Origin of the sequence: Acidicapsa ligni (assembly GCF_025685655.1) — a bacterium.
GTDB lineage: Bacteria > Acidobacteriota > Terriglobia > Terriglobales > Acidobacteriaceae > Acidicapsa > Acidicapsa ligni.
In genome coordinates, this window is the sequence record NZ_JAGSYG010000001.1 from 1,097,504 (window position 1) to 1,118,150 (window position 20,647).

Annotated in this window: 18 protein-coding genes, 1 tRNA gene and 1 riboswitch; of the genes, 16 read left to right on the forward strand and 3 right to left on the reverse strand. The window is 56.5% G+C overall.

The window, feature by feature from the left end; genetic code table 11:
• Positions 1-90 precede the first annotated feature (90 nt).
• Together OHL19_RS04325 and OHL19_RS04330 are read left to right on the forward strand one after the other, a co-directional pair.
• On the forward strand, positions 91-1,851 hold the full coding sequence (locus OHL19_RS04325) for a metallopeptidase TldD-related protein (protein WP_263356357.1): 1,761 nt from the start codon (positions 91-93) through the stop codon (positions 1,849-1,851).
• Entirely contained in the window at positions 1,851-3,500 is a 1,650-nt protein-coding gene (locus tag OHL19_RS04330; protein ID WP_263356358.1) for a metallopeptidase TldD-related protein, read from the forward strand. The genes OHL19_RS04325 and OHL19_RS04330 overlap by 1 nt, the downstream gene beginning before the upstream one ends.
• Before the next feature lie 55 nt (positions 3,501-3,555).
• Here the strand turns inward: OHL19_RS04330 and OHL19_RS04335 are convergent, their stop codons facing one another.
• Positions 3,556-4,896, reverse strand: a complete 1,341-nt coding sequence (locus tag OHL19_RS04335; RefSeq protein ID WP_263356359.1) for a voltage-gated chloride channel family protein — start codon at positions 4,894-4,896, stop codon at positions 3,556-3,558.
• 12 nt (positions 4,897-4,908) lie between these two features.
• Positions 4,909-4,979, reverse strand: a riboswitch (Fluoride riboswitch).
• Positions 4,980-5,045: 66 nt separating this feature from the next.
• Complete coding sequence (locus OHL19_RS04340; RefSeq protein ID WP_263356360.1) at positions 5,046-5,861, reverse strand: septal ring lytic transglycosylase RlpA family protein; 816 nt, start codon at positions 5,859-5,861, stop codon at positions 5,046-5,048.
• A 62-nt stretch (positions 5,862-5,923) separates the two neighbouring features.
• Here OHL19_RS04340 and OHL19_RS04345 point away from each other — a divergent pair, with 62 nt between their 5' ends.
• The 3 genes from OHL19_RS04345 to OHL19_RS04355 all read left to right on the forward strand — a co-directional run bounded on the left by OHL19_RS04345 (position 5,924) and on the right by OHL19_RS04355 (position 9,728).
• Entirely contained in the window at positions 5,924-6,112 is a 189-nt protein-coding gene (locus OHL19_RS04345) for a hypothetical protein (RefSeq protein WP_263356361.1), read from the forward strand.
• 176 nt (positions 6,113-6,288) lie between these two features.
• Positions 6,289-7,239: a hypothetical protein gene (locus tag OHL19_RS04350; protein WP_263356362.1), complete on the forward strand. Its 951-nt coding sequence runs from the start codon at positions 6,289-6,291 to the stop codon at positions 7,237-7,239.
• Between the two features lie 395 nt (positions 7,240-7,634).
• Positions 7,635-9,728, forward strand: coding sequence for a radical SAM protein (locus OHL19_RS04355; protein ID WP_263356363.1), 2,094 nt, complete (start codon positions 7,635-7,637; stop codon positions 9,726-9,728).
• A 292-nt stretch (positions 9,729-10,020) separates the two neighbouring features.
• On the opposite strand, the gene OHL19_RS04360 is transcribed toward OHL19_RS04355, so the two are convergent.
• Entirely contained in the window at positions 10,021-10,920 is a 900-nt protein-coding gene (locus OHL19_RS04360; RefSeq protein ID WP_263356364.1) for a hypothetical protein, read from the reverse strand.
• Between the two features lie 341 nt (positions 10,921-11,261).
• Here OHL19_RS04360 and OHL19_RS04365 point away from each other — a divergent pair, with 341 nt between their 5' ends.
• The 11 genes from OHL19_RS04365 to OHL19_RS04415 all read left to right on the forward strand — a co-directional run bounded on the left by OHL19_RS04365 (position 11,262) and on the right by OHL19_RS04415 (position 20,594).
• Positions 11,262-12,356 (forward strand): A/G-specific adenine glycosylase, encoded by a 1,095-nt coding sequence (locus OHL19_RS04365; RefSeq protein ID WP_263356365.1) that lies wholly within the window; start codon positions 11,262-11,264, stop codon positions 12,354-12,356.
• 383 nt (positions 12,357-12,739) lie between these two features.
• The gene (locus tag OHL19_RS04370; protein WP_263356366.1) at positions 12,740-13,171 is read left to right on the forward strand and encodes an OsmC family protein; all 432 of its coding nucleotides are present in this window, start codon (positions 12,740-12,742) and stop codon (positions 13,169-13,171) included.
• A 356-nt stretch (positions 13,172-13,527) separates the two neighbouring features.
• Positions 13,528-13,614: transfer RNA gene (locus tag OHL19_RS04375), tRNA-Leu, on the forward strand.
• Between the two features lie 129 nt (positions 13,615-13,743).
• Positions 13,744-14,550: an indole-3-glycerol phosphate synthase TrpC gene (gene trpC / locus OHL19_RS04380; RefSeq protein WP_263356367.1), complete on the forward strand. Its 807-nt coding sequence runs from the start codon at positions 13,744-13,746 to the stop codon at positions 14,548-14,550.
• 69 nt (positions 14,551-14,619) lie between these two features.
• Positions 14,620-15,285, forward strand: a complete 666-nt coding sequence (locus tag OHL19_RS04385) for a phosphoribosylanthranilate isomerase (protein WP_263356368.1) — start codon at positions 14,620-14,622, stop codon at positions 15,283-15,285.
• A gap of 171 nt (positions 15,286-15,456) precedes the next feature.
• Positions 15,457-16,686, forward strand: a complete 1,230-nt coding sequence (gene trpB / locus OHL19_RS04390; protein WP_263356369.1) for a tryptophan synthase subunit beta — start codon at positions 15,457-15,459, stop codon at positions 16,684-16,686.
• Between the two features lie 20 nt (positions 16,687-16,706).
• Positions 16,707-17,531, forward strand: a complete 825-nt coding sequence (trpA, locus tag OHL19_RS04395; RefSeq protein WP_263356370.1) for a tryptophan synthase subunit alpha — start codon at positions 16,707-16,709, stop codon at positions 17,529-17,531.
• 193 nt (positions 17,532-17,724) lie between these two features.
• The gene (locus tag OHL19_RS04400; protein WP_263356371.1) at positions 17,725-18,066 is read left to right on the forward strand and encodes a chorismate mutase; all 342 of its coding nucleotides are present in this window, start codon (positions 17,725-17,727) and stop codon (positions 18,064-18,066) included.
• The gene (gene aroF / locus OHL19_RS04405; protein ID WP_263356372.1) at positions 18,063-19,079 is read left to right on the forward strand and encodes a 3-deoxy-7-phosphoheptulonate synthase; all 1,017 of its coding nucleotides are present in this window, start codon (positions 18,063-18,065) and stop codon (positions 19,077-19,079) included. Before OHL19_RS04400 ends, aroF begins: the two co-directional genes overlap by 4 nt.
• Entirely contained in the window at positions 19,080-19,952 is an 873-nt protein-coding gene (locus OHL19_RS04410; protein WP_263356373.1) for a prephenate dehydrogenase, read from the forward strand.
• 186 nt (positions 19,953-20,138) lie between these two features.
• Positions 20,139-20,594, forward strand: a complete 456-nt coding sequence (locus tag OHL19_RS04415; protein WP_263356374.1) for a recombinase family protein — start codon at positions 20,139-20,141, stop codon at positions 20,592-20,594.
• Positions 20,595-20,647 lie beyond the last annotated feature (53 nt).

A 20,647-nucleotide genomic window follows, 5' to 3' on the forward strand; every position in this document is an offset into this window, starting at 1 on the left:
TCTTCAACTCCACCCTGCCGCACTATCTGCGACAATAAACGCACAGAAACGGTTTACGCTTGCCTTTCTCACCTACTCATGAAACCAACTTTGCTGGCAGCTCTTAGATTGCTTCCTGGCGGCGTCCGGATCGGGCGAATCGCCGGTTCCTGCGCCCTCCTGCTTCCACTTACTTTATCTTCAGCGCTCAAGGCGGAGCAGCCATTGCCGCCACTGCTGGATACCATGACCGGCGAGTTGACTCGCGCCATGAGTACCCTGGGCAAGAGCACTGAGAACAAGGCCAGCGAAAAGCAGATTCCGCCTTACTTCCTCAGCTATTCCGTTGCAGATGCGACCGGGGTGACTATTCGCGCTCAATATGGTGCGCTTGCCGATTCGGAGAGCAACCATCAGCGTGTGGTGGATGTGCAGGTCCGCATTGGTGATCCCAAGCTGGATAATACCCACGGAACGCATCGCGCGTCGGCTGTGAACACGCTCCAACTGCCGCTGACCGATGATCGCGAAGCGCTGTCGCGTTCGCTTTGGCTGGCAACGAACAGTGGCTATGGCGCCGCGCTGGATAACTATCTCCGCGTCAAGACTGAGGCCGAGGTACGAGCCAAGGAAGAAGATTCCTCTGGAGATTTTTCTACGGAGTCAGCGCAGGTAAGCGTGCAGAAGCCCGCGCCTGCGCCGATCGTCAACAAGGCAGCGTGGGAAGATCGCGTTCGATCGCTCTCGAAGATTTTCCGCGAATATCCCGATGTTTATCAGAATGTGGTCATGCTTACAGCGCAGAGTGAGACGGACTACTTTGCATCGTCTGAGGGTTCGCGTCTTGCCAGTCCGCATCAGGCGGCGCGCCTTATTGTTTTCGCTGTAAGTCGCGCCGACGATGGCATGGATCTCTTTCGCGCGCAGACATTCGAGGCTGAAACAGTCGACAAGCTGCCCGCGCAGCCTGAACTTGAAGCGGCCTTTCGCGAACTGGGTAAAAGCCTTGAGGATCTTCGCAAAGCGCCGTTGACGGAGCCTTTCAATGGTCCGGCGATTCTCTCGGGTCGTGCTGCTGCGGTCTTCTTCCATGAAGTTCTCGGCCATCGTCTTGAAGGACAGCGACAGCGCGGTGATGAAGAGGGGCAAACCTTTACCAAGGAAGTGAACAAGCCTGTTCTGCCAAGCTTTCTGTCGGTTTCAGATGACCCAACGCGTACATCTTTTGGCAGCACGTGGCTTAGCGGCAGCTATGACTTCGATGATGAGGGACAAAAGGCGAAGAAGGTCGATCTTATCCAGGATGGTGTGCTGAAGACCTTCCTCATGTCGCGTCTTCCGATTGCCAGCTTTAGTAACTCCAATGGTCATGGCCGCGCCCAGACTGGCCATGTTCCCAATGGAAGACAGGGCAACCTGATCGTGACGTCAACCAAGTCTGTGCCTGAGCCCGAGTTGCGCAAGATGCTTATCGACGAAGCAAAGAAACAGGGTAAGCCATACGGTCTCTACTTCGAAGACATCTCATCGGGATTTGCTGTAACTACGCGCAGCTCGCCACAAGCCTTCTCGGTAATACCGCTGGTTGTTTATCGGGTATATGTCGATGGTCGTCCTGATGAACTGGTTCGTGGCGTCAGCATCGTTGGCACGCCGCTGGCTGCGATGAAGCGTATTCTCGCTACGGGCGACAAGAGTGAAGTCTTCAATGGCGAATGCGGTGCGGAGTCCGGCTCCATTCCAGTGTCTGCTGTGGCCCCGGCTATGCTGCTTACCGAAATCGAAACGCAGAAGCAACAGCAGGGAACGCAGCGTCCGCCAATCCTATCTAATCCCAGCGCAGTTATTGCGGCAGCAGGAAAGGGAAACTAATGAAGAGATTCGTAATCCCTTTCGCAGCCCTGGCGCTTCTAACATCAAGCCTCATTGCAAATGCTGAGCCTAGCCGAGCCGATGCGGAGAAAGATCCCGTTCTCAAGGCAATGCTGGCTGAGCTTGATCGCAGCCGTGAGCAGCTACAGCTGAAAGGTTTTGAGAAGCCGTTCTTCATTCAGTACCGCATTGAAGATATCGAGGACTATCAGACCAAAGGCGACTTTGGCGCGAGTGTTGGTGAAGACAATCATCATCAGCGCATAGCCCGCATCACGGTTCGCGTCGGCGATTACAAAACGGATAGCTCCACTGCACGCGGCGATGGGGCTGTTCAACTGGCCGCGCTGGATAACGATCCACTGGCTCTGCGCGCCTCGCTTTGGCAGGCGACGGATCAGGCGTATAAGGATGCGCTCTCAGCTTATGCGCGCAAGCTGGCCCAGTTGAAGCAAGTGCAGACTCCGCCACAGGCCGATGATTTTTCGCATGAGTCGCCTGTCATTTCGCTTGAAGATACCGTGAGCCTCAAGGTAGATGGGCCGCAGTGGGCCAGGCGTGTCGCAGCGGCCAGTGGCCTGTACCGCACAGATGCATCGCTTAAAGCGAGTGAAAAAGATGTGCAGTATGCCACGGCTATGTTCCATGCGCGGGCTGCAAATATCTACCTGGTCAACACCGAGGGCACCATCGTTAGAAAGGGACAGACCTCGTTTGAGGAGTCCTTTGCTGTGGGTACGCAAGCGGCGGATGGAATGCATCTCGATCGCTCTTACGCCAGTAACGGTGAGGTTCTCAAAGATATTGATTCACCGGAGGCTTTCACCGCACATGCAGTAAAGCTCATCGCGTCGCTGTCTGATCTGCGCAAGGCTCCGCTTGTCGAAGAGGAATATCACGGGCCTATCCTGCTCTCTGCAGATGCCTCTGCCGACGTTATGCATGAACTCGTAGCGCCTAACATAATTGCGACGCGTCCGGATCTTGGTACTGAGGCTCGCACGAAGGGCGCGTTTGCTTCGAGTTATCACGCACGCGTGTTGCCTGAGATTTTCAGTGTTATCGACGATCCGGGACTGCGTACTTTCAAGGGCAAAAATCTTGTTGGAGCGTATACCGTTGACGATGAAGGTGTCATCGCTCAGCCGGTAAAGTTAGTCACGGACGGACGGCTTGAAAACTACCTCATCGGGCGGGAGCCGGTGCGTGATTTTCCCAAGTCGAACGGTCATGGGCGCGCTGCCCTCGCTGGTCCCGCGTATCCAGCTATCGGTGTTTTGCAGGTCTCTGCAAAGGACGGGATCGACGATGGCGAACTCAACAAGAAGCTGCTTGCGCTCGCTAAAGATCGCGACCTCAAGAGTGTTTATTTTGTCGAAACTCTCGGCCCAGAACTTACGCCACGACTGCTCTATCGAGTGAGTGTCGATGGTACGCGTGAGCTGGTTCGCGGAGCTACGCTCGACGATCTCGATCAGCGGACTTTGCGCTCTGGCATTGTCGCTGCAGGCAAAGAGCCTTTCGTGGCCAATTACATCGGAGCGGTGCCTGAGACCGTTCTCGCACCGGCTTTGCTTTTTGACGATGTAACTGTTCGCCGGGCCAATGAGAAGAATGACAAGCTGCCGTTCTATCCGCCACCGAGCTAAAGAGCTTTGATTATGCCAGGCTGTTTTTGCAGCCTGGCATAACTGATTACTTAGATTAATCAGAGTTAGGCGGCGTTGCTTCGGCACGTATCTTGTCTAATTCAGATGTTGAAAGGCTATCCACGCCGTGCCTCCAGCCGTGTTTGCTGTGGCCCAGCCGCTGCGCTGAATAAATGCCAGCGTGCCCTGAAAAAAGATAGCTTGCTACGCATGCAATCACCGCATAACTCCCTGCTTCAACACCGAATAACTCAATCGCCATGAGTGAAGAGGCAATCGGGGTATTTGCTGCACCGGCAAATACTGCCACGAAACCCATTCCTGCAAGCAGACCGGGTGGCAGCGGCAATATCCACGCAAGCGCATTCCCCAGGGTCGCGCCGATAAAAAACAGTGGTGTGACTTCGCCGCCCTTGAAGCCAAAGCCCAGTGTTACTGCGGTAAACAGGAGCTTCGCTGCAAAATCATATGCGGGCAGATGTTGCGAAAACGAATCCACAATCATCGGAATACCGAGTCCGATGTATTTTGTCGTTCCTATCGAAAACACGGCTGCCGCGACAATCGCGCCGCCTACAAAAGGCCGCATTGGCTCCCAGCGGATTGTCTGCTTGCTCCACTTTGTGATGGTGTGCGTCAATCGTGCAAACAGCATGCCCACGAGTCCAAAAGCTATGCCGGCAGCAATCGCTGCGAGGAAGCCAATCCAGTTCATGGCGGGGATTTCTGTTACTCGATAAGCGGTATGTTGAACGCCCCAGGCATGGGTCGCGTAATCCCCTACGAACGAGGCTACAAGGCAGGGGAAGAGGGCGCTGTAGCCGACGCTGCCGATGGCCAGCACTTCAATGCCGAAGATTGCGCCTGCCATCGGCACTCCAAACACGGAACCGAATCCGCCGCTCAGGCCAGCCATTAGTAGAATGCGCCGGTCCCGCGCGTTTAGCCCGAGAGGCCGCGTCAACTGGTCCGCCAGCGAAGCGCCTGTCTGGAGCGCGGTGCCTTCGCGTCCGGCCGATCCGCCAAAGAGATGCGTGATCACCGTACCCAGCAAAATCAGCGGTGTCATGCGCAGTTGCAGGGTAGCTTTCGGGTCGTGAATCTCGTCGATGATGAGATTGTTTCCGCGCTCAACGGACTTGCCGAAGTAGTGGTAGAGCAGACCGACGGCGAGCCCTGCAACGGGCAAGAGAGCGATCATCCACTTGTGGCTTTCACGCACATCTGTCGCCCATGCCAGTGAGACCAACAGCAGTGCTGAAGCTGATCCGGCGAGCACTCCTACCGCCGCGGCAATCAATAGCCAGCGGACAAGGCTGAGGAATACGCGCACTTGTTCTAAACGCATGGGACCGGCGTTTGCGAGCGGTGCGAGACGAGCAAAGATTTTGGGCAAGTATCCTCCTACAGAATCGTAGGAGTCATCAGCATGCGCGGGTTGCGCAGCGGTTCGGGGCGAACTCCATCACCCTGAGAATGTACCCGTAGAGTACCAAGCGTCTTCGATCGGGTCAAACAAATCCTGCGGTTGAGCTATCGGCGAGATCAGTCCAGCCGTACCAGGTAGGCATCGCCTTCGACTGGCCTGATTCGCTTGGCCAGCATCTCTGCCGACTCTCGGTTATCACCAGCAGGACGAATTCTCACCCAGTATCCAGTTGGTCCGGAAAAATCGATTACCTGTGCCGTGTTGTACTCGCGCTCCAGTTGCTCATGCAGCTTCACAGCTTTGCCCTCGTGCTCAAACGCGCCAATCTGTACGCACCAGCGGCCGCCTACGTCGATTGATCGGGGGGCTTCATACACATCCACACGCACCGTTGCGAGACCTGCGCGATATACGCCTGTGGCCTTTGCCGATGCCATGGAAAGGTCGAGTGTGCGCCCCTGTACAAAGGGGCCGCGATCCGTCACGCGCATTGTCGCCGACTGGCCTGTCTTCTCGTTGGTCACGGTAATCAGCGAGCCCATGGGCAGTGTGCGATGCGCCGCGGTCATTACGTTTTGATCGAATACCTTGCCATTGGCACCAACCCGATTATGGTAGGGCGGTCCGTACCAGCTCGCTACGCCTTCTTCGGAATAGATTGGCTTGTGACTCGCCACGTATTGCTCGTCATCGGCCGTAACTACGCTCGGTGGAGGAGGTGCGGGCGCTGGCCTGTAAGACGGTTGCCGGGACTGAATCGGTGGGGGCGCGGGGGCGTTTGCTATGGGAGCGTATTGATGATGGTGGCAGCCTGCGAGCCCGGCCATCATGAGTCCGGTGATCATGAGTGAGGCAGCGCCCAGCAGCGCGGATCTGCGCCTTGTTTCACGCTGCGGCAGCATCTCTGCCACGGCATATTGCCGGGCACTCAACGCGCGGACCCTTCGCTCGTACTTGTACTCGAACTCGGGGCATCTGATTTAGGCGTGTATGGATGCAGAGTGTTGGCCAGCTTCTCCAAGTGCCCCGCCAGCAATCGCAGAGCGCCGCTCGACTCTCGCCTTACCTGTGGAACCACGACTCGGTCAACGTAGGCTACTGCGCTGCGAAGTTCGTAGGCAACGTCATCGACGGCCTCTTCGACACGCTGGCCAAACCCGCTTCCGTACGGATTTCGAGATGAAGCATAATCCTGCATATACGATGCGACCTCGCTTTAAGTCTGGGCATCGCGTGCGCTCTAGTCAATGGGTTTGGCGGCGAATCGGGCTTGCGGGGTGCCGTAAACATTACTCCTGCGCGGGGATTTCCGGAGCGGGCTACCTTTTTCACTTTTTTTACATCGAAAGGTGAAGCAAGATGAAAATGATTCCAGTGAAGCCCATCAAACTCAACGAAATGTTTTTCTCCACCGCTCCCACAGGAATCTCTGTGGTCCTTTTCGGTTGCCTCGTATTCAGTTTTGCAGCTCCGACGATGGCGCAGGAGGCGCATTTTTCCACGCCTGAGCCTGCCGAACTTGTGTCGCTGTATGAGGCATCCGCTGCCCGAGAGCCTGCTCCGCTACTGGTTACGGACGAGCAGCAGGCTGCACCCTCCAATACATCTTCCAATGCATCCGGCAATCTGCCGGATGAGCCAAAACCGGCGAATGCGCACACGAAAAAAGAGTGCCGCTTCATGCCTTGTCCGTGGCCGAATATGGATTGGTACAAGAGCTTTGTGAATGGGCCCCAGGTGAAGCCACTTACGCCAAAGGAAAAAGGCTGGCTGGCGCTGCGGAACTTCGTCGACCCGTTCAACGCTGTCACGATTCTTGGCGAGGCGGCCATCTCGGTTGGCGCGGATTCGCACTCTGCCTATGGCCCGGGTATGCCGGGTTTTGGACGATACGTGGGCGTCAGCTACACAGAGGATCTGACCGGGGAATTTTTCAATACCTTCCTGATTCCGTCCATCATGCACCAGGACCCGCATTATCACCGCATGCCTACTGCGTCCTATCAGCGCCGCATCTTCCACACGGTTGCGCAGGTGGTCTGGACCCAGGGCGACAATGAAAAAGGCATGCTGAACTACGCGAACCTGGTGGGCTACGCCATCGACGATCAGATCGCCAATCTCTATGTGCCGGGCCGCCAGACCAACGGAAGTGCTACGACCCAGCGCTACTTCATTGGACTGGCCACGGCACCGATCTCGAACCTGATCAGCGAATTTCTCCCGGACATTGCCAGCCATATCCATGTGCAGGTGGTTGTTGTGCAGCGCATCGTTAATCAGGTGGCTCTGAAGAACAATTCTGACTAGGTCATTTCTCCTAACGGCATATTCTGCGCGGTATATTCTGCGCAGCGTCTGCCTGCGCGGCTTTTCATCAAGAAAAGCCGGCACTTTGCAAGTGCCGGCTGGTACATTGCAATAGGAGAAATGCTCCAGGGGATGGCGGGGTCTTTCGCTCGCCGTCATTTCCCGCGCGGAAAGAAATTGTTAGCCCATGTTTTAGACCCTCCCGCTCCGCGCCCGCTTGTCGCCGTTCAGACGCAGATTTCGCCATTCACTGCGTGGACTTTGAATTGACCCGCCTTACCGATTAACCTACTTATGAGTCAATAGCCTCCGATCCTGCAATCAAGTTGGACAGAGGCCGCACCGGACGGGTTTTTACTGTCCGCGACCACACCTTTAAGGAGATTCCAGCGCCGATGTCAAAAGCGAGTAAATACGCAGAGAAAGCCGTCGTCTACGCAGCTAAGGGTGCGTGGGCAGTGTTCGAGCGCCTCAACAGCATCAACCCGAATGCGTCCATTACCCCCAAGTGGAGCGACAAGCCTCTGCTCAAGAGCTGGCAGAAAGAGAAGCCTCCCCTCGGATGGCCTCGTTCGACCGATTCGCTCTGCCCGAAGTGCGTACCGGAGATTCGCCAGCAGATTCTCGACGGCAAGCTTCCGCACGAAGTTCTTCTCAATGAGAAGGTTGGCGAAATCAAGGCTCAGATCATCGAGCGCGATGGCTCCATCTATATGGTCAAGGATTGCCCCAAGCATGGTCACTTTGAAGATCTGATGTCTCACGACACGGCCTTCTTCCGGCATCTTGAAGAGACCTTCCCGGGCCGCGACATCCGCGCTCACAATGATGAGAAGCTGCACAATCACGGCACGTCCACCGTTACCCACGGCCGCGGTTCGGTTCTCACCATCGATCTCACCAATCGCTGCAACATGATGTGCGATCCCTGCTTCATGGATGCAAACCAGGTCGGCTTCGTTCACGAACTCACCTGGGATGAAATCAAGACCATGCTCGACAACGCGATCACCATCAAGCCGCGTCGTCAGATGAGCGTGCAGTTCTCGGGCGGTGAGCCGACCCTGTCGCCTTACTTCCTCGATGCTGTCGCTTACTCCCGCAAGGTTGGTTACAACAGCGTTCAGGCTGCTTCGAACGGCATCGAGTTCGCCAAGAGCAAAGAGCTTTGCCGCGCTGCTGCTGAAGCCGGACTTCGCTATGTCTACCTGCAGTTCGACGGCATCGGCAACGCTGCCAACTCGCACCGCAAGGTCGGCAACCTGTTTGACGTCAAGCTGCAGGCCATTGCCAATCTGCATGAAGCCGGTGTGGATATCGTGCCCGTCACGACCATCATCAACGGCATCAACAATGAGCAGGTCGGCCGCATCGTTGAGTTTGCGCTCGACAACCCCAAGACCATCAGCTTCCTCAGCTTCCAGCCGGTTTCTTTCACTGGCCGCGATGAGGACATCAGCGACGATCGCCGCCTGGCGCAGCGTTACACGCTCAGCCATCTCGCGCACGACGTCAAGAATCAGACCGGCCTCGGCGAACCGACGCGCGACTGGTTCCCTATCAGCTTCATGAGCACCTTCTCTGACTGGGCCGATAACGTTCACGGACCCAACAACGACTGGGGCCAGCTCTCCTGCGGATGCCACCCGAACTGCGGTATCGGCATGGCGCTGATGATTGATAAAGAAACCAAGGAAGCTGTTCCCGTAACCGCTTTCCTGAATGCAGATCGTCTTGCCAAGGATGTAGCCAAGGTGAACGATGCCGCTCGCGGCAAGTTCCTCTCCATCTTCGGTATCACGCTTGCTCTGCTTCGGAACTACGATCCGTTCAAGGCTCCTACCCACTTCACGATCAGCTCCATGATGAAGAAGATGGACAAGAGCTTCGGCGCCACCGGTAAGGATTACGGCAGCGTCAAGGGCGACCGTACCCTGGCGGACATCGAAAAGCGCCGCGCCGATCGTTGGAACTTCCTCTTTATCGCCGGTATGTGGTTCCAGGATCTGTTCAACTACGACTTCCGCCGTACTGAGCAGTGCATCATTCCTTACGCCACGCAGGAAGGCGAAATCAGCTTCTGCGCTTACAACACCGGCGTAGGCTGGCGCAACATCATCGAGAAGATGCACATGACTGCTACCCTCACCAAGTGGTACGAGGAGCACGGTCGTCATGAAATCTTCGCCGGTGGTAAAAAGGTCGGCATGGCTGAGCCGGGTCACAAGCTCCAACTGAACATGGAGCACGTCAACTCTGAAGCTAATCACACGCTGGACGATCTCGGCATTGCCAAGAACTCCCGCGAAGAGAAGATTCGCGCCCGCGACGAAAAGATCAAGGCCGACGCCGAAAGCGCTCGTATGGCCAAGCTCTATCGCGAGCATGTTCTCGGTGAAAAGCCAATCGAAGGCCTGATCCGTCTCGACGCTATCGCTCCCGCGAAGCCTGTCGCAACCCGCAGCGAAGAGCCAGTCGCAGGCGACTAGTTCCAGCCGCTTCACGCAAAAAGGCCGTCCGTTGAGGACGGCCTTTTTGCGTCTGGTGACTGTTTTAATGTCTGGGTATCGAAGGTTTTTGTCGTGGGTCAGTTTGGAGTGGAGAAGCAGATTCCCTTCGGGAATGACAGCCAGAACTGCAACTGCAAACTGCAATTGCAACGGCCAGGGCTAAGAGGAAAGGCAATGGCACCGGCAATTTCTAAGGGGAAGAGATGACAATTCTGCAAAAAGAAAGGCCGCTCTCACCGGAGCGGCCTTTCTTTTTGCGAAGGAGAAACTCTTACTTGGTCCAGCCGCTTGGCCTGGTTCCAAAGCTGTATGCCACGCCAAATGAAACGATTGGATAGAAGCGGAGCAGATTTACGTCGTCCTGGTATTTCTTCACCTGAACGGCCAGATCGGCCTGGGCTGTGGGGTCGGTGGCTACATTTACGCAGTTTTGGCCCTGCGCATCGCATACATACCCGTTCAGGGCCAGCGAGAAGGTGGGAGTTTTTGTAAATGCAGCGCCGATCTCAAAGGGGAAACTGAAATGGCGTCCTGAGCGAGGAATCGTGTTGCCCCATCCGGTGGTCATCGTGAAAGCCGGTGATCCGTTTCCGAGCCCTACAAACCCGATGCCTCGCACTGCTTCCGCGCCCTTCGCGGAGTAGTAGTTGTGGTCGTTCAACGAAAAGCTTGTGCCCGCCTGAGCCAGGAAAGTCGCATTCGCACGGTTGAGGTTGTAGAACTGCAAGCCGGGGCTTAGGCGGAATCCCTTGTGAAACGGGTAGTAGTCGGCCGATACCCCCGCCGAAGCAAGGTGGATGTTGGCATTGATGTTGAAGCCCTGCGCGCTGAAGTTGTTTGCCGTGTATTGGAAAAAGTTTCCCGAAGCGCGAAAGTTCACGTGCCGGGTTAGGTTGGTAGAGGCCTGTACGCCTACGCCAAGCGGGGAGATATTTGCACCCAGGGCGACACGGGAAAACGGCCGCACACGGTCCGACACCGGGCTGGCTGGGGTATAGCCTCGGACACTGCCTGCTCCGGCGAAGAATGGAGCGCTGATTTCAGTCAGATCTGGAGTGAAAAAAGGCTGAAATCCCGATCCCGTTGTGAGGCTACTGGATTCGCTCGACGCTGCATGACCCTGCGAAAAGCAGGATGCAGAGAGAGCGAAGATAGCCGTAGACGCGATCAACAGAGCAAATCTTGAGCACAAAGAGAATATTTTCAAAGGAAGCTCCAATGGGGGAAATTACCTGTGCAGTTCCAACGTCCTGCAAATCCCCTGCCTACTTTAGGATGCGAAGTGCGATAGGGTGCAAGGGGAATTTCCCAAATTTCAGTTACTTGTTTGCACTAAAGTTACATTACCAAACACTGGCCTCTTCTTTTGTCGGCTCAATCTGTATTTAACTTGAGAGGCGGCGAGGACCGGAGAAAGATCGGGCGTTGGTTATCGGTGTGGGTTCCTTTTTGGAACTGTCCAACTTAACTACTAAAATTGGATCTACAGGCAGCAGACTGAAGGATATTTCCGTGGCGCAACTACCCTTTAACATCCTCGACCAGGATAGCGATTCCGCATCCGGGACTCTGCATGAGTTGCGCCGCTGTTTGCTTGCCTGGTATGGCCACAATCGCCGGGATTTACCCTGGAGGCGCACTGCGGACCCTTATGCTGTGTGGGTCTCTGAGATCATGCTGCAGCAGACGCGGGTAGCGGCAGTGCTGCCGCGCTACGAAGATTTTATGCGCAACTTTCCGTCTGTCGAATCCCTGGCGAATGCTGCAGAGGCTGATGTTCTCGCACTCTGGAGCGGCCTTGGCTATTACCGTCGCGCGCGGATGCTGCATAAGGCCGCGAAGGTGGTTGCTTTCGAGTATCGCGGTGTCATGCCTCTCGTTGCCGCCGAGCTGCGAGCGCTGCCCGGAATAGGTGCTTACACCTCCGCAGCGATTGCCAGCATTGCCTTTGGTGAAGCTGTTGCTGTGGTTGACGGAAATGTCGAGCGCGTTGTGCAGCGGCTGGCAGGGTGGGGCAGTGAGTCCGCTTCGGGTCAGGCTAAGCTGGCGCGGGACGTCGAGCTGATGGCTAATCGGATTCTCGACCCTGGCCGCCCTGGCGACTTCAACCAGGCGATGATGGAGCTGGGAGCGACTGTTTGTCTTCCGCGCAATCCTAATTGCCTGCTGTGTCCGCTTGAGGGGTTTTGCCAGACGCGCGGCGAACATCCCACACGTCCGCGGGCAAAGATGCGCAGCCAGGACGCAGCTTACGCTCTCGTCGTTCGGACGGGGAGCAAAGGCCGTGAGGTACTGCTGGATCAGCGTTCGGACGATCAATCCGTCATGCCGGGCATGTGGGAGTTGCCGGGCATGCGCGACCTGGCCAGGCCAAACGCAGATGTGCGCCTGTCCGTACGCCACGCGATTATGCAGGTCAACTATTACGTGCGTATCCACACGGTCTTTGAAGAGGATGTAGACGAAGTCATCCTGCCTGCCGGGCGGAGGTGCTGGGTTCCGTTGAAGCAACTGGGAACCTTGCCTCTGACGGGCCTGGCACGCAAGGTTCTGTTACGCGCGAAGCTGGCTGAACTGGCTACAGTCGCCGAAGTAGCAGATGCCTAAGTCTTCAAGATGTAGAGCTGGATCCTTTGATCCTGTCCGGTTCTGCTCTATCCTGCCCAATTCTGTTCGATCATGATGGCCGTACGTCGCATCCTGTACAGGCTTGTTCTGGGACGCGAGTGAAGGGCGCATGTGAAAATTCAGGGTCGAATGCTGCTGGCCTCTCGCGAAGCATTTCGAGAGATTAGCATGGATGGTGTGATGCTTCCGCTGTTAGTCGGGGGTATTTTCTCACGGTTCCATGTAACCGCCGGGAACTGGTTGGAATCAAAGCGGTGTAATTCAACAACACGGACGGTTAGCCCGGAATTGCAGGCTGCCGGACAAGGCTTCATCTGTACGAACATCCAGCCCCAATGGGCAATAAGGAAAAAGGAGCAATTATGGCGAGCAAGGCAAGTGCAGTCTGGACAGGTTCCCTCAAGGAAGGTAAAGGCACCATCAGCACCGCAACCGGAGTTCTCTCCAATGCGAATTACTCCTTCGCAACCCGCTTTGAAGGCGATGCCAGCGGTACCACTCCGGAAGAGTTGATCGCAGCCGCGCACGCAAGCTGCTTCTCCATGGCTCTGGGCGCACAGCTCGGCGGCGCAGGCTTGACTCCGACCAAGATCGAGACGCACGCTGCTGTCACGCTGGCCAAGGTTGGCGATGGCTTTTCCATCACCAAGATCACGCTGAGCACGACGGCCGACGTACCGGGCGCAACCAAGGAAGCTTTCGACACCGCCGCTGCCAATGCCAAGGCCGGCTGCCCCATTTCGAAGCTCTTCGCCAACAACACCGAGATCGTGCTGGACGCGAAGCTGGTCTAAGCTGTCTGATCAATCCGGGTTTCAGGAATAGCGGCGGTCTCCATTTTTTAGGGGGTTGCCGCTATTTTTTGGATTTTTGGGGTGGGTGCTGGGTGTTGGGGAGATTGTTTTCTGGGGAGGGAGAAGCAGATTCCCTTCGGGAATGACAGCCAGAACGGCAACGGCAAAAGCAAAGGCAACGGCAAGGGCAAGGGCAGCGGCAAAAGCAGCGTGAGGGCTAGGGCAAAGTTCAGCGTTTTGATGCCGAATGCTAGCTGATCCACTCCTGTGGGATGGCCCTCCTTGACATGGAGGCGCGCTTTTGCGAGACTCGAACTTGCTGCCAATCTGGTTTAACGGCCAGATGCAATGCCCGTGCCGAAGTGGCGGAATTGGCAGACGCGCATGGTTCAGGTCCATGTACTCGCAAGGGTGTGGAGGTTCAAGTCCTCTCTTCGGCACCAAAAAGCAGCAAGATTCAAATGCCCCGGTCTTCCGGGGCTTTGTTGCGTCTGGGCTTATCACGTCTGGGCTTGTTGCGTCTGGATGCGTGCACCTTTTTGAACGGATTATGAATCTATACTGGAATCTATATGGCTACTCATCTCGATAAAATCCTTATTACTACGCGCAACACCGTTATTGCATCCCAAAAGCAGGTTTCTGTCGCGGAGTTGGAAAAACTCGCGGCTCAGCACCAACCCCGCGGCTGGTCTAAAGCCCTTAAAGCCAAAGCCGTAACCGGCCCGGCAATTATTGCTGAATTGAAAAAAGCTTCGCCCTCCAAGGGGCTTATCCGCGAAGATTTCGATATCGAGTGGCTTGCCAATCGCTATCAGGCTGGGGGGGCGGCGGCTTTGTCCGTCCTCACCGATGAGCCTTATTTTCAGGGCAGCCTGCGTAATCTTGAGCTTGCTTCGGCGGCTGTTTCCCTGCCTTGCCTGCGCAAAGACTTCATGGTGGACGAGTATCAGATCCTGGAAGCCCGCGCGCACGCTGCGGACGCCATTCTGCTGATCGCAGCCGCTCTTGAAAATCACGAATTGCTTCAATTCACTCGAACTGCGCGTGCGTTGTCGCTCGACATTCTCTGCGAGGTTCATACTGGCGAAGAGTTGGACCGGGTGCTTTCGCTCTCAGATTTGCCTGACGCTATCGGTGTGAACAACCGCAATCTTGCAACCTTCGAGGTCCGGCTCGACACCTCGCTCGAACTTATCGAACGGATTCCAACATCGGTTGTCCGAGTAGCGGAGAGCGGTATTGGCACGCATGCGGACCTATCCAGCCTGCGCTCGGCTGGTTTTGATGCCTTCCTGATCGGAGAGAGCCTGATGCGCAAGCCTGACCCGGCTGTGGCTCTTCAAACACTGCTTCAAGAATCGGCCGTAGCCGGGTAGAAGCCAGTTAGCTCCCGCTTGCGGTCGTGCAAAGCATGGCCGCGAATTGGGTCATAGGAAGTGTCGAAAATGAGTCTCTGGATCAAAGTCTGTGGCAACACTTCGCTTGCCGACGCGCAACTGGCCGTCGATGCAGGCGCGGATGCTGTGGGCTTTGTCTTTGCGCCAAGCCCGCGGTGCGTTACTCCGGAACAGGTATCCCGGATTACGCTGCATCTGCCTGCGCATGTGGAGAAAATCGGTGTCTTTGTAGACGCAGACATTGCTACGATCGCTGCGACGGTAAAACTGGCTAACCTGAGCGGAGTTCAATTGCATTTCTCCCTTGATGCAAGCAATTCTGAACTGAGCGCTCAGCTTCGGCAGCAGTTCGGCCCAAGCCTGCGGCTGCTGCAGGTGATTCATTTTGGAGAAGAGGCGCGGGCGCAACTCCAGGCGGTCGGCGCAGACCTCAATATCGATGGCGTTCTCGTGGACTCTCGCACCGCAACCGCCGTGGGTGGGACCGGTATTCCTTTCGACTGGAACTCTGCTCGGGCTACGGTCTTCACAGAGGACAGGAGGCTGAGGCTGATTGCTGCCGGTGGCCTCAATCCTGCGAATGTCGCGGAAGCTATTGCTACGCTTCACCCCTGGGGCGTTGATGTGGTCAGCGGAGTAGAGTCAGCACCTGGTCATAAGGACGCGGCTAAGGTCACGTCCTTTATTGCGAATGCTCGTTCTGCGGCGCGTTAACTGATTGTGTCTTTTGATAGAGACTTCGATGCGCTGAAAATAGTTGAAAATGACGCTACTCCAGCCGCTATCGCCGGTGTGTCAGGTGCTCTTTAAGCCCGGATGAAAGACAAATGGAACCTTGTATACTTGAGGGGTGCAACCGCACTTGGCCTGCGCAGGAGCTCAATCATGGCATCGGCAATTTCCCCCGAAACCTCCATCCATCATTCCACGCCAGGTCGTTTCGGAGTCTATGGCGGTCGCTATGTTCCTGAGACGCTGATGGCTGCACTCGAAGAGCTTGAGCAGGCTTACGAAGCTGCGAAGGCCGATCCGGAATTTCAGGCGGAGCTGGCCGATCTGCTGATGAACTTCGCAGGGCGCGTAACTCCGCTTTACTTTGCCAAGCGCCTCACCGAAGATCTCGGTGGAGCGAAGATTTATCTCAAGCGCGAAGACCTGCTGCACACGGGCGCACACAAGATCAACAACGCTCTCGGCCAGGGACTGCTCGCTCGCCGTATGGGCAAGAAGCGAATCATCGCCGAGACCGGCGCGGGCCAGCATGGAGTAGCCACGGCTACAGTTTGTGCCCTCCTCGGCATGGATTGCATCGTCTATATGGGCGAAGAAGACATTCGCCGCCAGGAGTTGAATGTTCTTCGGATGCGGCTTCTCGGCGCGGAGGTTCGCCCTGTCTCTTCTGGTTCGAAAACTCTCAAAGACGCCGTCAATGAAGCTCTTCGCGACTGGGTTACCAACGTCCGCGATACTTATTACATTCTTGGCAGCGCACTTGGGCCGCATCCGTATCCGACGATGGTGCGTGATTTCAACCGCGTGATCGGCATCGAGATTCGTGAGCAGATTCTTCAAAAAGAGGGGCGTTTGCCCACCGCCGTTATCGCCTGCGTCGGCGGTGGATCCAATGCAATCGGCGCCTTCCATGCTTTTCTCGAAGACAAAGATGTCCGCCTGATTGGAGTAGAAGCGGGTGGCCGGGGCAAAGGTCTCGGAGAACACGCGGCTCGCTTTGACGGCGGTAGGCCCGGTGTCCTGCAAGGCACCTATTCCTACGTGCTGCAGGATGAAAATGGCCAGGTGTCTTTGACGCATTCTGTTTCAGCCGGTCTGGATTACGCGTCGGTTGGTCCGGAGCATGCTGCACTGCATGACTGTGGCCGCGCGGAATATGTCTCGGCAGACGATAAACATGTCCTCGAAGCAGTTGTGAAACTTGCTCGCAGCGAAGGTATTCTGCCGGCTCTCGAATCTGCCCACGCGGTTGCCGAGTGTATTCGCATTGCCCCGACGATGGCCCATCATGACATACTGGTAGTCAATCTTTCTGGACGCGGTGACAAGGACATGGGTATCCTCGCACGCGAATTGAATATCAAGGGAGCCTCGGGCCTCTGAAGCCCGGATAAAGCAAACCGATGGCGATCCAGTTCCAACAACATCCCGGTCTCGTTGTGTACCTCACAGCAGGAGACGCCGGGCTACAGCCGAAGACCAGCAAACCGCAGGGGACTGGCGCTGATCTCTCCGCTACACGCGAGATCGCTCTTGCAGCCATCGACGCTGGAGCCGACGTGATCGAACTCGGCGTTCCCTTCAGTGACCCTTTAGCCGATGGCCCGGTAATTCAACGCGCCAGCGAACGGGCACTTGCCCGCGGCACCCGGCTTATCGATGTTCTTGCCCTCGCTGCTGACCTGCGTAAGGCTCGTCCCGGCGCAGGCCTCGTGATCTTTTCCTATCTCAATCCAATCCTCAGCTACGGACTGGCGCGGTTTGCCGACGCAGCCGCAGCGGCTGGAGTCGATGGCGTTCTGCTGACGGACATGATCGTGGAAGAAGCGGCTGAATACATCGCCGAGATGAAACGGGTGAATCTCTCCCCTATCTTCCTCGCCGCACCCACGAGTCCGGATGAACGGTTGCAGGCCATCGCCAGCCACTCCAGGGGATTTATTTACGCTATCTCTCGCACCGGCATCACTGGCAGGCAGCAGAACATTGCCTCAGATGCCGCCCAACTCGTTGGCCGCATCCGGCGCTGGACCAAGCTGCCGATAGCCGTCGGGTTCGGCATCTCGAATGCGGATCACGTGGCGCAAGTCGCGGATTTTGCAGATGCGGCGGTTATCGGCAGCGCAATCGTCGAGTTGATTGAACAATCAACCGAGGAGCAGGCACCCGGCGCAGTGGCTCGATTTATCAAGGGTCTGCGCCAGTTTCACGCGGTGCAGGCCCTTTAACAGCGACCGCCTGGGGCAGCCAGATCAAGTGCTCCAGCCGTAGCTCGACGAACCCTTGCAGGCGGCAACCTGTCCGGTATAAGGACGAGATTGCCGTATAGTTCAGGCTTGACTTATTTCTCTTGCACCCCAAAGCCGAGGCACTTTGCCGGAGTTTTGGAATGAAGGCGCAAAGAGCATTACGAGGCAGATCATGACGTTGGAAGAATTACGGAAACAGATTGATGTACTGGACCGCCAACTTGTAGACCTTCTCAGCAAACGTGCTGAGGCCGCTCTCGAGGCTGGCCGGTTAAAGGTAGCTACTTCGCTGCCTATCTATGAGCCTTTACGCGAAAAGACGATCTACGAGAATATTCGCACCGCCAACCAGGGCCCGTTGCCAGATATCGAACTGACCAGCATCTTCGAGCGCATCATCGACGTAATGCGTTCGCTGCAGAAAAATGAGTTGGTCAATAAGAGGAATGCCCAGGCATCCGTGCCAGGCCAGGGAGCAGGCGTGCAGTCGCCCGAGACGGGGAACAAGCAATGATCGTAGCAATGATGGAACACGCAACAGAAGAACAGATCAACTACGTAATCGAAAAAATGACCGAAGCGGGAGTCAACGTACACCGCACCACGGGAGCAACTCAGAGCATCCTAGCCGGGGTGGGGCCAACGTCTTCCCTGGATATCGAAGAATACAAGCTATTGGCTGGAGTTCTTACCGTTCATCGCATCAGCTCGCCCTACAAGCTGGCTGGCCGCGGGTTCCGCCCTGAAGGTACGGTTGTCGAGTTTGCCAACGGAGTTAAAGTCGGTGGCAACCAGGTTGCCATCATGGCCGGCCCCTGCTCCATTGAAAGCCGCGAACAGATCTTCCTCGTCGCCGAGCAGGTCAAGGCGGCCGGAGCATCTTTTCTGCGCGGCGGAGCCTACAAGCCACGGAGCTCGCCGTATGCCTTCCAGGGCATGGGCATCCCGGGCCTCAAGCTTATGCGCGAAGCTGCCGATGCACACGGTCTGCTTGCAATCAGCGAAGTCATGGAGATCTCCCAGATCGAGCCGATGCTGCCTTACATCGACTGCTTCCAGGTCGGTGCGCGTAACATGCAGAACTTCAACCTGCTTCGCGAACTAGGTAAAGTCCGCAAGCCGGTTCTGCTGAAGCGCGGCATCGCAGCCACGATCGAAGAGCTGCTGCTCTCCAGTGAATACATTCTCGCTGGCGGCAACTACGACGTTATCCTCTGCGAGCGCGGCATCCGCACCTACGAGACCTACACCCGCAACACGATGGATATCTCTGCGATTCCGGTCATCAAGGCGCTCTCGCATCTGCCCATCGTCGGCGATCCATCGCACGGTACGGGGCGCAGGGATCTGGTTCCTGCCATGGCCAAGGCTTCGGTTGCGGCTGGGGCAGACGGCATCATCGTCGAAGTTCACCCCAACCCGGACAAGGCCGTTTCGGACGGGGCACAGACGCTCTTCCCGGATGTCTTTGCCAAGCTTGTAGGGGATCTCAAACTGATCGCAACCGCTGTGGGCCGCAGCGTCTAAATGACGCAGCAACTGGAGCGAATCCTGATCCTAGGCACAGGCCTGCTCGGAGCATCGACAGGCCTGGCCTTGCGTTCAGCCGGCTATAGCGGTTCCATCATCGGCTGGGATAAAGACGGCACACAATCCCACATTGCCCTCGGTGCCGGAGCAATTGATTCCGTTACCTCAAACCCTGTAGAAACTGCACGCGAGAGTCAGCTCATCCTGCTGGCTACGCCTGTTTACGCCATCCTCGACTGGATGAAGCAGCTTGCCCCTGTGCTCACCAACGACCATCTTGTGACGGATCTCGGCAGCACCAAGGCGCAGATCACCGAGGCAGGGAACCAGCTTTTCAATCAGCGTGGCCGTGCGGGGTTTCTTGCCGGGCATCCTATGGCGGGCAAAGAAGTCAGCGGAGCCCAGGCGGCAGAGGCCAAACTTTTTCAGAACGCCGTCTGGATTTTTACGACAGATGAGAACCAGCCGCCGTTGCAGCCCGACGCCATGCACCATGCCTCGGAGTGGCGTGCCTGGGTCGAGAAATTCGGCTGCCGCACGCTCGATCTCGATGCTCATCGCCATGACGAACTGGTGGCCTGGGTCAGCCACCTTCCGCAGTTCCTGTCGACAGCTCTCACGGCGCTCATTCAGGACGAAGTCGGCGATGCGCCTGAATTAACCGCAGTTGGTGGACGCGCTCTTCGCGAAATGACGCGCCTCGGCTCCAGCCCCTACTCCATGTGGCGCGATATCGCCCTCACCAATACGGAAGCTATCGCAGCGGCAATCCATGCCCTCGAACAGCGCCTCGCCCATCTCCGCGAAAACCTCCGTACGCCGGAGCTCCGCGAAGAGTTTGAACAAGCTAACCACTTCCGCAAAAGCTAGTTTTTTGAGTTCACGAGCCGTCCAAATCCGAACATCGATTTGCGGAATTGGACAGAACGTCCCCTGATATCCCGGCATTCCAAAACTCTACGCCTGATAAATGAATGATTTGCGTTGTCCATGCTGTGGCCCCGCAATTGCTAATTCCATGCCACGCAGCAACAATCTCCACCACGGAGGCCCACCATGTCTCATTTCGAACGCATCCGCGATGTAATCTCCGGCCCCTTCAGCCCGGAAATCATGCAGCAACGCATGGCCTCAGGCTGGCAGCTTGTTTCGATCGAGTGGCGGCGCGAACTCCCCGCCTCAGAGAGCCCCAGCGAAGGCGCTTTCAATGAAGATATTCCCTATGGCCTTCGAATCTCCGACGATTGCCAACGCCTAGAAGTCCACCCTGCCGAAAATCAGGCCCTGATGCTTATGATGGAGCTGCTGGGGCAGGATTTCCCTTACTCCAGTATCGTCAGCGACCTCAATGAAAAAGGCTTCCGCACTCGCGATAACAAACAGTGGACGCGTGTTGATGTCTTCAACATGATGCCGCGGCTTATCGAAGTAGGCCCACGGCTTTTTGCCTCGGAAGAGTGGAAAACACGCGGCAAAAAGTTCTTCCATCCGCGGGAGACCCCGTTCTCCTAGGTTGCTCGATCCCTGGCAACTCGATCCCAGGCTGGCGAGCGGTCTTCAAGTAT